Below are 13,351 nucleotides of genomic sequence, written 5' to 3' on the forward strand. Positions count from 1 at the left end.
GCGATGCTTAGTATTTACAATACACAAAAAGCGCTGGAGTCAAAGATTAACTTACAGCGCTTTTGTTTTGCAATTAATCGCGAAGCAGCTTACGATTAGTTACTTCGCGATTAATCATTTTCGATTACTTGCGATTACTGGCGATTACTTCTTTTTTGCAGGAGCTTCACCGAGTTCGCTTTGAGCAACAGAAACGTTTACATTAGTTGCATCAGAATCTGCATCTGCAGACGAAGAATCCGCCGCCGAATCGCCAGCATCCGCAGCCTTAACAGCGTTAAGCTTTACTTCTCCAGTAACGCGTCCCGCTTCCGCAACGTCATCCAAAGTCTCCTCAACAGACTTATAAGCGTTTTCTGCTACGTTCAAAGTTACTTGCAAAATAGGAGTCTTCATAGAAACTTTTGCTTCAGACTTAATCTTGCGCAAAGCAGCCAAAGCTTCGCCCGCGTAAGCCAAAGTGTCTGCAGAAACACCGTTTGCAGCAGCCTCATATGCCTTAGCACATGGCCAGCTAGAGCGATGCACAGAGCCTTCGCCGTCATGCATCCAACTCCACACTTCTTCCGTAGCATAAGGCAAGTAAGGAGCAAGCAAGCGAGCCAAAGCATCGAGAGCAAGACCAAGAGTTGTGCGAGCAGACTTTACAGCAGCTTCACTTGGAGTACGTCCAGTGGACTCTGCAGTACCATAAGCACGATTCTTTGCAAGCTCAATGTAATCGTCACAGAACTCCCAGAAGAAGGTTTCGATTGCTTCCAAAGCCTTGGAATGCTCGTAAGATTCAAGCGCATCAGTTGCGGTACGAATAACGGATGCGAGCTTTGCCATAACAGAGCGATCCAAGACTTCCGTAACGTTTGCAAAATCCCAATCCGCACTAGCAGACTCAAGAACCTGATGTTCCTCGTTCTCGCGGCCAATTGCGAGCGCAAACTTCGTAGCGTTCAAAAGCTTAATCGCAAGGCGTCGGCCAATCTTCATCTGGCCTTCGTCATAAGTTGCATCCAAGCCGAGTTTTGCTGAAGTTGCCCAGTAGCGCACAGCATCCGCACCAAACTCTTCGATCGGCTTATTTGGCACAACCACGTTGCCCTTAGATTTAGACATCTTCTTGTGGTCTGGGTCCAAAATCCAGCCAGAAAGCGCAGCATGCTTCCAAGGCAAGCAGCCGTTTTCGAGATGCGCGCGATCAACCGTACTAAACAGCCAAGTACGAATAATATCCTGGCCTTGTGGACGCAAATCCATTGGGAAAGTAGCCTTAAACAAAGCTTGATTTTCCTCACCTGGCTCTTCCCAACGAGTCACAATTTGTGGAGTTAAGGAAGATGTAGCCCAAGTGTCCATAATGTCTTGCTCAGCTGTAAAGCCGTTTGGCTGGTCTCGCTGAGATTCATCAAAGCCTTCTGGAACGTCAATAGTTGGGTCGATTGGCAAACGATCTTCGCTAGGCGTCAAAGGATGCTCGTAATCCACTTCCCCATTTTCGTTTACTGGATACCAAAGTGGGAATGGCACACCAAAGAAGCGCTGGCGAGAAATAAGCCAGTCGCCATTCAAGCCGTGAACCCAATTCTCGTAGCGCACGCGCATAAAGTCTGGGTGGAAGTTAAGTTCCTTGCCGCGCTCAATAAGCTCAGCGTTCAGCTTTTCGTCCGTGCCGCCGTTCTTTAAATACCATTGGCGAGAAGTGACGATTTCCAAAGGCTTATCGCCCTTTTCGTAGAAGTTCGTCATACGCTTTGTTGGCTTTGGTTCGCCTTCCATATCTCTAGCTGCTTGCAAAGCTTCAACAACTTCCTTGCGAGCGGAGAACGTGGTTTTGCCGGCAATTTTCTCGAACATTTCACGGCCAGACTCGTCCGTAATCCAATCAGGAGTCGTCATTACAATGCGGCCGTTACGCTGAATAATTGGTCGAGTTGGCAAACTCAAGTCACGCCACCACTCAACGTCGGTTACGTCACCGAAAGTGCAGCACATTGCAATGCCAGCGCCCTTGTCCATTTGAGCTGCAGGATGCGCCAAAATCGGGACCTTCACCTTAAACAGCGGTGAGTAAACTTCCTGACCAAAGTACTTCTTGTAACGCTCGTCGTCTGGATGCGCGATCAAAGAAGTGCATGCAGCAAGCAATTCTGGGCGCGTAGTTTCAATATAAATTGGCGTACCATCTTCAAAGCGGAACGCAATCTTATGGTAGAAGCCAGGATATTCGCGCGCTTCAAGCTCAGCCTGCGCAACTGCAGTCTGGAATGTAACATCCCACAAGCCTGGAGCGTCTTTCTGATAAGCCTCTCCACGAGCAAGATTGCGCAAGAATGCTTTTTGTGCAACTCGGCGAGGCTGCTCGCCAATAGTGTGATAAGTTTGCGACCAATCAACAGAAAGACCAAGCCTACGCCACAAAGCTTCAAAAAGCTTCTCATCTTGAGAAGTCAAGCGCTCACAAAGCTCAATAAAGTTCTGTCTGCTTACAGGAACCTGATCCTTAGCTTCAATCTTCTTGCCTTCAGTGCCTTCAAAAGGCGGCTTAAAATCAGGGTCATACTTCAACGAAGTATCCACTCGCACACCGTAATAATTCTGCACGCGGCGTTCTGTTGGCAAGCCGTTATCATCCCAACCCATTGGGTAGAAAACGTCAAAACCTTGCATGCGCTTATATCGTGCAATAACATCCGTATGCGTGTAAGAAAATACGTGACCAACGTGCAAGTGGCCACTAACGGTTGGAGGTGGAGTATCGATAGAATACACGGCCTTACGATCGCGAGAATTATGGAATGCGTAAGTCTTAGCTTCGTCCCAATTACTACGCCACTTGTCTTCAAGACCATCAACGCCAACTTTGTTAGGAAGCGGCGTTAAATGTGCGTGTTTTACTGTGTTATTATCCTGTTCACTCATGAACTGAATATTAGAAACTCAGCGCGACAACGTCAATATTTTTACAAATATTTGTAAAAATTATTCAAATCAACGGTTGCTGGCGACTAATCCCAAACCACACGCACTTATATTCCTGAAATAATCTTGGATTTATTTTACGTTTACATCGTGCAATGGTAAAAGTTGATCAGTCATGTTTGTAGGATATCCACTAACATTAGATTTAGCTACCACAATGCTCTTTCGCGCATACATCCAGTCAGAAACAGCGTAATTATTCAACTCTCTAGCATACTGTTTGATATTTGACTCATATCCTTCTGCATTTGTTGATTTCATTGCCTGTGCAAAATATTTCTGAGACTCATGATCTTGGAACAAATAAGTAGACTTTGTATCTGCATACGCTCCAGAATCCAAAGTGTGATTCATCCATGTGAGTGCTAAGTCATATTTACCATCATGAATTCGCTGTTTCATAGTGTTCTCATCTACTTCTTCGACATTCACACGGAAACCGCCAGTAGCGTTTAACTGGGAAGCAAGCGCATTACCAATATTGCTCATTCCAAGAGGTACGAGGAATGTAATTTTACCAAGGTAGGCAGCAGAGAAATATGAGAATAGAGATCGAGCTTTTTGAGGATCATGTGGATAAGTGCCACTTAAATCCTCGTATCCTGGCGACAATGGGGAAATTGGTCCGCGCACAATTTGACCACCAAATGGATCAGCCGATAAAACAGTGTTTATATCCATTGCGTAACTGCTTGCTCTACGAACGTGCTGATCGCAGAAAATAGACGATATTCCAGTGTTATAAGCAATCATTCGTATTCTAGTGCTCTGACCTTCAACAAGTTGAGTATTTGGCATTGACGCCATACGTTTGTTTTCATTGCCATCAAGAGGAACAGCCATTTGAATATCGCCATTCTGCATGGCATTTGCTAAAGATGTATCGTCATTAAAGTATTTAAGAGTTATGCTAGCGCAGCCAGATGCTGTACCCCAATATTTGTCGTTTCTCACAAGAACAAGGTCTGAACCTTTACTATAACCGTTAACTTTAAAAGGTCCTGTTCCCATAGCGTCTGAAGCGTAGTTTAATGAAGCGCGAGTGTCATATACAATTCCAGCTCTACCTGCTAATCTTCGCAGCAGTAATGGATCTGGCATTTTTAATGAAATGTTTAGAATATCAGGTCCTGAGTTAGATACGCTTGTAATATTCGTCAACTTTTCATAGCCTGGATAGCTTTTTGTAATACCTTGTTGAAGTGATTGCAGTACGGAGCCAGAGTCCATTACGTCTCCATTTGCAAACTTCACGCCTGAACGAATCCTAAACTTATAATTCAAACCGTCGGAAGATACGCTCCAAGACTGAGCAAGACCTGGTTTTAAAGCATTATTGCCGTCTCGTTTAATAAGCGTTTCATAAACGTTTTCAATAAGAGCTTGTTGCAGTGAATCACTGTCGTCAGTCCTAATATCTAAGGATGCTGGGGCTGTACGCAAGCCTATTTTTAAAACTGAGCCTGATGCTGGAACAATACTTTCTGGAACTATTGATCTTCCATCTAAAAATCGCCATCCACCCCATGCAACAACAGACATAATGGCAATTAAGACTATAAAAATAACCCACGAGGACACGCCTTTTTTAGCTTTTTTTGCATAACGTGCTTTTCTCATATGTGATCCAGATGAGTATCTTTCAAATTCAGACATAGCCAACAGTGTATATCATCGATTGAATCATACGTAGAATTTATGCAGAAAATAATCTAAAAATACCCTAAGAATATTCTAAAAGTTAATTATATGAGATATTAGAAAAATCCGTTACGACAACCACAACGCAGCTACGACAAAACCTACAACAAAACCTACAACATAGCTACAGCGAAACAGATGGGCACAGAAATCTTAGAGGGCAGTCAGCACAATGCGGATTCCTAGCTGTACATATTTTTCTACCATGAAGAATAAGGCGGTGAGACAAATTAGTCCATTCTTCTGGCGGAAAATAAGATGTAATTTCACGCTCAACTTTTATAGGATCTGACTTAGCTATTTTCCAATCGCTTCTCCATCTAAGCCTTGACGTCACACGCATAACGTGGGTATCTACTGGAAACCCTGGGATACCAAAAGCATTGCCCAATACAACGTTTGCTGTTTTTCTTCCTACACCTGGAAGTTTTGTAAGATCATCCATATTATTTGGAACTACACCATTGAAATCGTCCATAAGTTTTTGCGAAAGCTCTATAATATGCTGCGATTTTACTCTATAAAATCCAAGTTGATGGATGATCTCTTGTACCTTATATATTGGTGCGCGCGCTAAATCTTTTGGCGTAGGATAAGTTCTAAAAAGTTGTTCCGTTACAATATTTACACGTCTATCAGTGGTTTGTGCGCTAAGAACAGTGGCTATTAGTAGTTCAAATGGATTTGTAAAATTTAATGCACACTTTGGATTCGGTATTTCTTCGCATAAAATCCTATACTCTTCACTCATCCTAGCAATTTTTTTAGATTTTCTAGAATTGGAAGATGATTCTTGACTACTATTCACGCTTTGTAATTTAACCAATATAATAAACCACTAATCCTCTACAGAAATTCTAGTCGGAAGCTGCCGACGAATCATTATTATCAGAATCTGTAGAATCTACAACTTCATCCTGAGACTCTAAAGGATCGAAACGATATCCAACATTCCTAACCGTTCCAATAACGTGCTCATATTCAACGCCTAATTTCGCGCGTAACCTACGAATGTGAACATCCACTGTACGAGTTCCACCGTAATAATCGTAACCCCAAACCTCTTGAAGTAGGTGAGCACGAGTGAATACTCGCCGAGGATGCTGAACAAAGTATTTAAGAAGCTCAAATTCTTTATACGCTAAATCAATAGGCTTTCCGTGCAAGCTAACTGTGTAACTCTGCGTATCTACGACTAAATCCCCAGAGCACATTTGACCGCTACTGTTAATTTCCACGCTACCAGAATCAGCTACATGTTCTTTAGAAGTAGATTCAGCCGACCCACCTCGTTGAGAAGCTAGTCTAAGTCTACCTTCTACTTCGGCTGGTGAAGCGGTTGTCAGCATAACATCGCTAACACCCCAAGATGCATTAACAACTGTGAATCCGCCTTCTGTAAGAATTAAGATAACAGACATTGTTAAATTAGAAGCACGAACAATAGAGCATAAAGATTTCGCCAAAGACAAATCTTCTCTAGCATCTACAAGAAGAATAGTGTTTTCTGGCATCTTAAGCATACTAGACGGTTCCATTGGGAGCACTCGCACTCTATGCGAAAGTAGAGTCAAAGATGGCAAAACTTTTGCAGGCGCGGCACAAGAGGTCATCAATGTAATATCCGTCATATTGATACCTCCAGAACGCATAGAATTGAATAACAAATTCAAAATCAAGCTGTTAAAAGAGAATTGTAATCCATACTTAAGATACTTAATAAGAATCGAAGCATGCAAGTGTACGCTTACATATAAAATAAGTTAATACGGCTAAACAATTTATTAAAATTATCTTATAAAACGCGATAGGAGCGTAATATGAGCAACGATAACATCGCACATAATGCAATGCACAATCACATTACGATTATTGTAACTCAATTCGTTGCTATAGCTCTTTTAGCAATTGCAGCCATTCTGCCAATAGCAACAACAAAAGCCGTTATAACCGTTTGCGTGATTATTCTTCTTGCTCTAGTTACTTTCTGGCCGTTACAAGGTTCTACAGCAGATAAAGCTATTCCGCTTTTTGCCGGAATCGCATCCATGTGGTGCGCGACATTAGCTTTAAAAGGTTGGCTTCCTAGCAGCGTAATAGATAATACAGAAGTTAGTATGGATAAGTTCATTGCAGCTATTCACCCATATGAACGTTGGGCTGTTAGCTTTGCTCTAATTCTTGTTGCTGCAACTTTTGTTAGCTTTGGTCGTCAAATGCTTAGGGAAGAGAGATCTAATCTGGTAAGAAATATTTCACATTCTCTTACAGCAAGTATCGCTTGTGCAGCTCTTCCAGGATGGCTTTTTTTGCCTTCGATTATTCGTTTCACATTCTCCGTGCGTATTCTAGAACTTGGCATACTGGTAGCAGTATTGGGTTTGCTTGCCGTGATTGTTCTAGCTGGACTTTCTCATCTTTGGGTTAAAGATGCAAAATACAATACTGACATGCTTTTGCCACAAGTTGGTACTGCTTTGATTCCCGTGATGATGGGCGGAATGGTTGTTTACGCAACTGGTTTAGGAATGCTACTAATCGCTTAAATTTTTTAGAATAAAAAAAGTGTCTAACACATAAAAATGTGTTAGACACTAGCAAACGCGTTTCTAAAACGCTCGGAAGATTCGCGACTAATATCGAAAACTACTTTTCGCTTTCTTCAAGACGCTTGCGAGCTGCGACAATTTCCTTTTCAGCCTGCTCAACTCCAGCCCAGAAGTCACCAGGAAGAACTTCCTTACCTGGCTCCAAAGCCTTGTACTGCTCGAAGAAGTGCTTGATTTCAGCCTTGTGATACTCATTCACGTCATCAATATCCTTGATGTCATCGAAACGAACATCTGCTGGAACGCACAAAACCTTATCGTCTCCGCCAGCTTCGTCAACCATGTGATACAAGCCAACAGCGCGGCACTCAACAACGCATCCTGGGAACACAGAGTTTGGAATCATAACAAGAGCATCGAGTGGATCGCCATCTTCGCCCAAAGTTCCATCAATGTAACCGTAATCATCTGGATAACCCATAGCTGTGAAAAGGGTACGATCCAAGAAAACGCGACCAGTTTCGTGATCAACTTCATACTTATTCTTGGATCCGCGTGGGATTTCTACCACAACATTGAATGTTTCTGCCATGTTTACTCCTTAATGCGTAAAATAATGCGTAAAACACACTGTTTATCAATCTAACGTTTATACACCTAAATTAGACTGTTCAGTCTAACTCTAGCGCGCAGCAAAGAGCACGTAAAACGCGTTGTATAACATTGGCATTTTAGCAAACAAAAGTCGAAAGCAACCGCACTAAAAAATAGCAGAGAAAAATCTTAATAAAAACGAATAATTACCTTGAAAAATATTTAAATCCATATTAAAAAATTTCATAAAACTTGCAAAAAACATAAGAAAAATCAAGGAAAAACTAGGGAAAAACTAAGACACGCTATAACTAACTACAGTGTCTTAATACGTAGATAATATGACTACGTTTTGGGCGATGTTAGTCATAAAACAATTCATACCCACATCATGTCCACAACCAAAATTAAACCACGTATTAGCAAGTTGCAGGCAAAATGACAGAGATAAACAACGCAGCTAACACTACAAGCAAACGCAACGCTGCAATAGATGGCATGCGTGCTATTGCTGTTATTGCGATTGTAGCGTTCCACCTACGTCCAATAGTACTTCCAGGAGGATTCTTGGGAGTAACAATGTTTCTTGTTATGGCTGGATACTTCAGCACTGTATCTCTGCTAAAAATGTTTGAAACATCAAATGCGCAAAAGTCGCCAGCAACCAGCGAACAAACCAAAATACCGGTAAAGTCTAAAATATTCGCCTACTTAAAATACTTGTTTAAACGCGTAAAACGAATTTGGCCGTCTACTATAGGGATTATTGCTCTGAGCGCCCCACTAATGTGGCTATTTTCACCAAGTCTTTTAACAAAACTACAATCTGACGCACTAACAGGCGCTAGCTTTACAAGCAATATGGCGTATATTTTACGAAAAGTATCTTACTTTGAACAATCAGGACTACCATCCCCAATAAAACACCTTTGGTATTTGGGACTTATTATGCAAATCTTTGTATTTTGGCCGATTATACTATGGGCGATTCTTAAAATTGTGCACTCTAAATTTGTAAGAATGTGCGTTACGGCGATTCTTATGATTGCATGTTCGTTGGCAAACCTAGCAATTACGATTTTTTATGGAGATGGCCAAACCATTGCGCGCGTGTATTACTCTATTGACACTCGAGCTGGAGAATTCTTAATTGGTGCATTACTAGCAATGTATTGCACATGGTTTAGCGAACGTTCCATTATCAAAATTATTGCAGATGCTTGTAAATATATTGTTGGAAACAAAAGCAAAAAAACACAAATCGAAAAAATAGAGGATTCATCAGAGATAGAAGCGCAAAATACACAAAATACGCAAAATAAAAGCCAATCCTCAGAAGCCTCGATACCAGACGATTTACTAGCAGGATTGCAAGTAAACATGATGGAATCTGATAAAGATGGCGAATATGACGAATCCGATGAATCTAATAATGAAATTGCTGGGGAAAAGTGGCAACAAACCAACGAATCAGAAAACACTTATAAAGTAAAAACTGATCTAAAAAATAAATCAGAATCTGGTAAATTCGCAAAAATAGCAAAAACTCTTCAAAAACCTCTAAGCACACTACAAAAATCGATTATAGGATTGGCTGCGTTAATTTTTATTCTATGGTGCTTAGTGAAAGAAGACGGTTCAAAAACCTGGATTGTTTACGGCGGATACACGATATTCGCAATAGTTTGCGCGATTTTAATGTGGTCCTGCCTACAGAAAAATAGTATTTGCACTAAAATACTTGAAATTGCTCCACTGAAATATATAGGTCTAAGATCTTTTGCGATTTACATAGTCCACTTCCCTATTCTAGAAATACTAAACCCTGCTACAAGAACCACACAGATAACTCTTTGGGAACAGGCAGGGCAATGCGTAATAGTTATTATTGCAGCAGAGGTTTTTTACAGAATATTCGAGATGCCTCTTGCAAATAAGCATATAACCTTTAGTATTAGCCAGAAAGACGATATTATCTCGGACAATATCGACGCGAAAAACCCTGATTTATCTCCTGATTTATCTTCAGATACGTTAAACGTTAAAAGTAAGAATATAAGATTGCCGTTTGTTTTAAGAAGAACGGTAATAGTGATTTGTGCAATAGTTGGGCTAGCAATAATTGCAGCGCCAGTTAACTGGAATAGTATTGCGCAAGCGCGAGCTATACAATTAAGACCAGAATTAAACGCGCAAGACGCGAATACTCAAAACAAAACTGCACAAGAAAAAACTGCACAAGAAAAAAATTCCGCTAATACGAAGAAAAAAACAGGCGGAAAGCGCGAGAATATAGAAAAACAAACGCTTCCAACAAAACCATCTGACCATAGGATTCTCAACCCGATTGCAGAAAAAGTGCCAGAAAACATAAATACAAAACCATGGAAAATAGACTCAAAACGCAATGTTTGCACTGCAGACATAACAATGGTTGGAGATTCCGTAACAGAAGGCGCAAAACCATACCTTATGCAAGCATTACCAAACGCTTGGATTGACGGAAAAGTGAGCAGACAAATATTCCACGGAGCGGAAGATTATCAGCAAGATTTAGTTGGGAAACACCCTGGAAGCGTTGTAATCTATGAGCTTGGAACAAACGGACCTCCTAGAGACGAATCTGTTTTGCAAAATATGGTAAATGTTACAGGCGGCAAACCAGTGTATTTTGTAACAACCCGTGTTCCACAGCCTTGGCAAGACGAAACAAACGCAAGACTGCGCGCTTTTGCAGCGAAACGCAAAAACGTTGGAATAATAGACTGGTATGGTTTAAGCGCAGGACACTCCGAATTCTTAACAGACGATGGAATACATTTGACTCCTATTGGAGGTCCACAATACGCGCAAATGATAAGACTAGCCGTGTGCGGAGGATAATTTACTGGTAAATCCTAGTAAGAATCATGGTAAGTCCTGCGCAAATTTTGGTAAGTCCTGCGCAGCAAATCAAGTCGAAACATTACGATGGTATACATGACTGAATTAAGAACCACAATATGCTCGACTGCGCATAGCGAAGAAACAACAGCTTGGAAAAATCCGCTACGCGATCCACGAGACTTGCGTTTGGCTCGTATTGCAGGACCATGTAGTTTAGTAATATTCGGAATTACTGGCGATTTAGCGCGCAAAAAACTTATGCCAGCCGTATACGATTTGGCGAATCGAGGGCTTTTGCCACCTGGATTTGGTTTAACGGGCTTCGCAAGACGCGACTGGACAGATGAACATTTTGTAAACTTTGTGCGTGAAAATATTCAACAACACTGCCGCACACCATTTCGTGAATCAACATGGATTAACCTTGCTAAAGGCATACGTTTTGTTCGCGGAACATTCGACGACGCAAGCGCATTTGAGCGCTTAAGCAAAACCGTAAGCGAATTAGACAGAGATCTCGGAACTCGCGGAAATCACGCGTTTTACATGTCGGTTCCGCCTTCTAGCTTCCCTGTTGTGGCACAGCAGTTAGCAGCATCGGGGCTTTCACATTCCTCCGAAAACGCGTGGAGACGAGTGATAATAGAAAAACCTTTTGGTCACGATTTAACAAGCGCACAAGAGTTGGATCGCGTAATTTCCGAAGTTTTTGACCCTAATTCTGTATTCCGCATAGACCACTATTTAGGCAAAGAAACTGTGCAAAATTTGCTGGCTTTTCGTTTTGCAAATGCAATGTATGAGCCAATTTGGAACGCTAATTATGTTGACCACGTGCAGATTACTATGGCAGAAGATATTGGCATAGGCGGCAGAGCTGGATATTATGATGGGATTGGAGCAGCCAGAGATGTTATTCAAAATCATCTGCTGCAACTAATGGCTCTTACTGCTATGGAAGAGCCAGTAAGTTTTAGTGCTAGTGACTTGACGGCTGAAAAAACTAAGGTCTTGTCTGCTATACGCTTGCCTAAAGATTTAGCAACAAATACTGCGAGAGGTCAATACGCAGAAGGTTGGCAAGGATCGTATAAAGCCGTTGGATATTTGCAAGAGCAAGGAATTAGCCCGGATAGCACTACGGAAACATACGCTGCCGTGCGTTTAGACGTAGACACTCGTCGCTGGGCTGGAGTTCCGTTCTATTTGCGAACCGGAAAGCGCTTAGGAAAGCGCGTTACAGAGATTGCCGTGATTTTTAAGCGCGCTCCACACTTGCCTTTTGAGTCCACTGCTGTGCGCGAACTTGGTAGTAATGCGATTGTGATTCGCGTTCAGCCAGATGAAGGCGTAACAATGCGATTTGGCGCAAAAGTGCCAGGCGGAACATCTATGGAAGTTCGCGATGTTTCTATGGACTTTAGTTATGGAAGATCTTTTACAGAAAACTCTCCAGAAGCCTACGAGCGCCTTATTCTAGACGTTTTACTTGGCGAGCCACCGCTTTTCCCAACTACACAAGAAGTTGATTTAAGTTGGAAAATCTTAGATCCTATTGAAGATTTTTGGAGTTCGCTTGGTACACAGCCTCAGCCATACCGTGCTGGAACGTGGGGTCCAGCGGAAGCTGACGCTATGCTTGCTCGCGATAATCGCCATTGGAGGCTGCCATGATTATTAATCTTCCTAACACAAACACGTCTAAAATCTCTGCAAAAATCGACGAGCTTCACGAAGAGCGTGGAGAATCTGCAACTGGACGCGTGCTAACTCTTCTTATTGACACCACTCTTAAAGATCTTGAAAACGCACTGGGAGCAGCAAATGCAGCTAGTCGCGAACACCCTTGTAGAGTTATTGCCATTGTTCGCGAATCACAAGTCAATATAGCAGATTCACAAAGCGAAGAAACGCCAAACTTAGACGCGCAAGTACGCTTTGGCGCAGATGCTGGAGCTGGGGAAATCATTATTCTCTACCCTCATAATGGCTTAGTTCGACATCCAGATACGCTTGTTATTCCTCTGCTTGTTCCAGACACGCCGATTGTTGCGTGGTGGCCTACAAATGCACCAGAAAATCCTGCTAAGGACTTGCTTGGAACTATGGCAAGTAGCAGAATCACTGATGCTCAAAATGCGGACAATACCCTTGAAACTGTGAAAAATTTGCGCAAAAACTGGTCTTCTAAAGATGTTGATCTTTCTTGGACTCGTCTTACTCCTTGGCGTGCAATGCTAGCTTCTATGCTTGATCAGCCTCCGCATTTACCTGTTATTAGCGCTAAGGTTAGCGGTCCAAAGCATTATGTTCCGATGCATTTGCTCGCACAATGGCTAAAAATATCGCTTAATGTTCCTGTTGAAATTGTTGAGGATTCGAGTGCGCATGCAATTACGGAGGTAAGTCTTAAAAGACAAGATGGCGTGCTTTCTTTGACTCGTCCTTCTGGAGAAGAACAAGCAATGATAAGTCTTCCAGGACAAGCAACACAGCCAATTGCAATGCCAATTAGATCTTTAGAAGATTGCTTGAGTGAGGAGTTGCGTAGAATCGATCCAGATGAGATCTATGCTCAACTTGTTCACGCAGATTGTTGCACAATGCAAGATAACGAACTTTAATACAACGGGTAAAAAATAATAAAA

General features: G+C 42.0%; 9 protein-coding genes. 4 read left to right on the forward strand and 5 right to left on the reverse strand.

Going from position 1 to position 13,351, the window contains the following annotated elements:
• Positions 1-144 precede the first annotated feature (144 nt).
• The 4 genes from valS to HXT60_RS05585 all read right to left on the reverse strand — a co-directional run bounded on the left by valS (position 145) and on the right by HXT60_RS05585 (position 6,305).
• Positions 145-2,913 carry a valine--tRNA ligase gene (valS, locus tag HXT60_RS05570; protein WP_421790981.1) on the reverse strand — a complete coding sequence of 923 codons (2,769 nt, stop codon included), beginning with the start codon at positions 2,911-2,913 and terminating at the stop codon, positions 145-147.
• A gap of 132 nt (positions 2,914-3,045) precedes the next feature.
• A complete protein-coding gene (locus HXT60_RS05575; protein ID WP_410313174.1) occupies positions 3,046-4,593 on the reverse strand; it encodes an ABC transporter substrate-binding protein in 1,548 nt (515 codons plus the stop codon).
• 205 nt (positions 4,594-4,798) lie between these two features.
• On the reverse strand, positions 4,799-5,500 hold the full coding sequence (nth, locus tag HXT60_RS05580; protein ID WP_004116115.1) for an endonuclease III: 702 nt from the start codon (positions 5,498-5,500) through the stop codon (positions 4,799-4,801).
• Between the two features lie 31 nt (positions 5,501-5,531).
• Complete coding sequence (locus tag HXT60_RS05585) at positions 5,532-6,305, reverse strand: response regulator transcription factor (RefSeq protein WP_004114288.1); 774 nt, start codon at positions 6,303-6,305, stop codon at positions 5,532-5,534.
• 189 nt (positions 6,306-6,494) lie between these two features.
• On the opposite strand from HXT60_RS05585, the gene HXT60_RS05590 reads away from it, so the two are divergent.
• The gene (locus HXT60_RS05590; protein WP_004114286.1) at positions 6,495-7,220 is read left to right on the forward strand and encodes a hypothetical protein; all 726 of its coding nucleotides are present in this window, start codon (positions 6,495-6,497) and stop codon (positions 7,218-7,220) included.
• Positions 7,221-7,320: 100 nt separating this feature from the next.
• On the opposite strand, the gene HXT60_RS05595 is transcribed toward HXT60_RS05590, so the two are convergent.
• Complete coding sequence (locus HXT60_RS05595; protein WP_004105658.1) at positions 7,321-7,815, reverse strand: inorganic diphosphatase; 495 nt, start codon at positions 7,813-7,815, stop codon at positions 7,321-7,323.
• Positions 7,816-8,255: 440 nt separating this feature from the next.
• On the opposite strand from HXT60_RS05595, the gene HXT60_RS05600 reads away from it, so the two are divergent.
• The 3 genes from HXT60_RS05600 to HXT60_RS05610 all read left to right on the forward strand — a co-directional run bounded on the left by HXT60_RS05600 (position 8,256) and on the right by HXT60_RS05610 (position 13,327).
• Complete coding sequence (locus HXT60_RS05600) at positions 8,256-10,700, forward strand: acyltransferase family protein (RefSeq protein WP_410313173.1); 2,445 nt, start codon at positions 8,256-8,258, stop codon at positions 10,698-10,700.
• Between the two features lie 96 nt (positions 10,701-10,796).
• A complete protein-coding gene (zwf, locus tag HXT60_RS05605) occupies positions 10,797-12,377 on the forward strand; it encodes a glucose-6-phosphate dehydrogenase (protein ID WP_421790983.1) in 1,581 nt (526 codons plus the stop codon).
• A complete protein-coding gene (locus HXT60_RS05610) occupies positions 12,374-13,327 on the forward strand; it encodes a glucose-6-phosphate dehydrogenase assembly protein OpcA (RefSeq protein WP_416451150.1) in 954 nt (317 codons plus the stop codon). Before zwf ends, HXT60_RS05610 begins: the two co-directional genes overlap by 4 nt.
• Positions 13,328-13,351: the final 24 nt, after the last annotated feature.

Origin of the sequence: Gardnerella sp. KA01002 (genome assembly GCF_049244015.1) — a bacterium.
GTDB lineage: Bacteria > Actinomycetota > Actinomycetes > Actinomycetales > Bifidobacteriaceae > Bifidobacterium > Bifidobacterium vaginale.

What these genes read in the sequence shown, in the direction of transcription:
- HXT60_RS05595 (WP_004105658.1), bottom strand. Translation starts at nt 7,815, where the DNA reads ATGGCAGAAACATTCAATGTTGTGGTAGAAATCCCACGCGGATCCAAG.
- zwf (WP_421790983.1), top strand. Translation starts at nt 10,797, where the DNA reads ATGACTGAATTAAGAACCACAATATGCTCGACTGCGCATAGCGAAGAA.
- HXT60_RS05610 (WP_416451150.1), top strand. Translation starts at nt 12,374, where the DNA reads ATGATTATTAATCTTCCTAACACAAACACGTCTAAAATCTCTGCAAAA.
- HXT60_RS05575 (WP_410313174.1), bottom strand. Translation starts at nt 4,593, where the DNA reads ATGAGAAAAGCACGTTATGCAAAAAAAGCTAAAAAAGGCGTGTCCTCG.
- valS (WP_421790981.1), bottom strand. Translation starts at nt 2,913, where the DNA reads ATGAGTGAACAGGATAATAACACAGTAAAACACGCACATTTAACGCCG.
- HXT60_RS05600 (WP_410313173.1), top strand. Translation starts at nt 8,256, where the DNA reads ATGACAGAGATAAACAACGCAGCTAACACTACAAGCAAACGCAACGCT.
- HXT60_RS05590 (WP_004114286.1), top strand. Translation starts at nt 6,495, where the DNA reads ATGAGCAACGATAACATCGCACATAATGCAATGCACAATCACATTACG.
- HXT60_RS05585 (WP_004114288.1), bottom strand. Translation starts at nt 6,305, where the DNA reads ATGACGGATATTACATTGATGACCTCTTGTGCCGCGCCTGCAAAAGTT.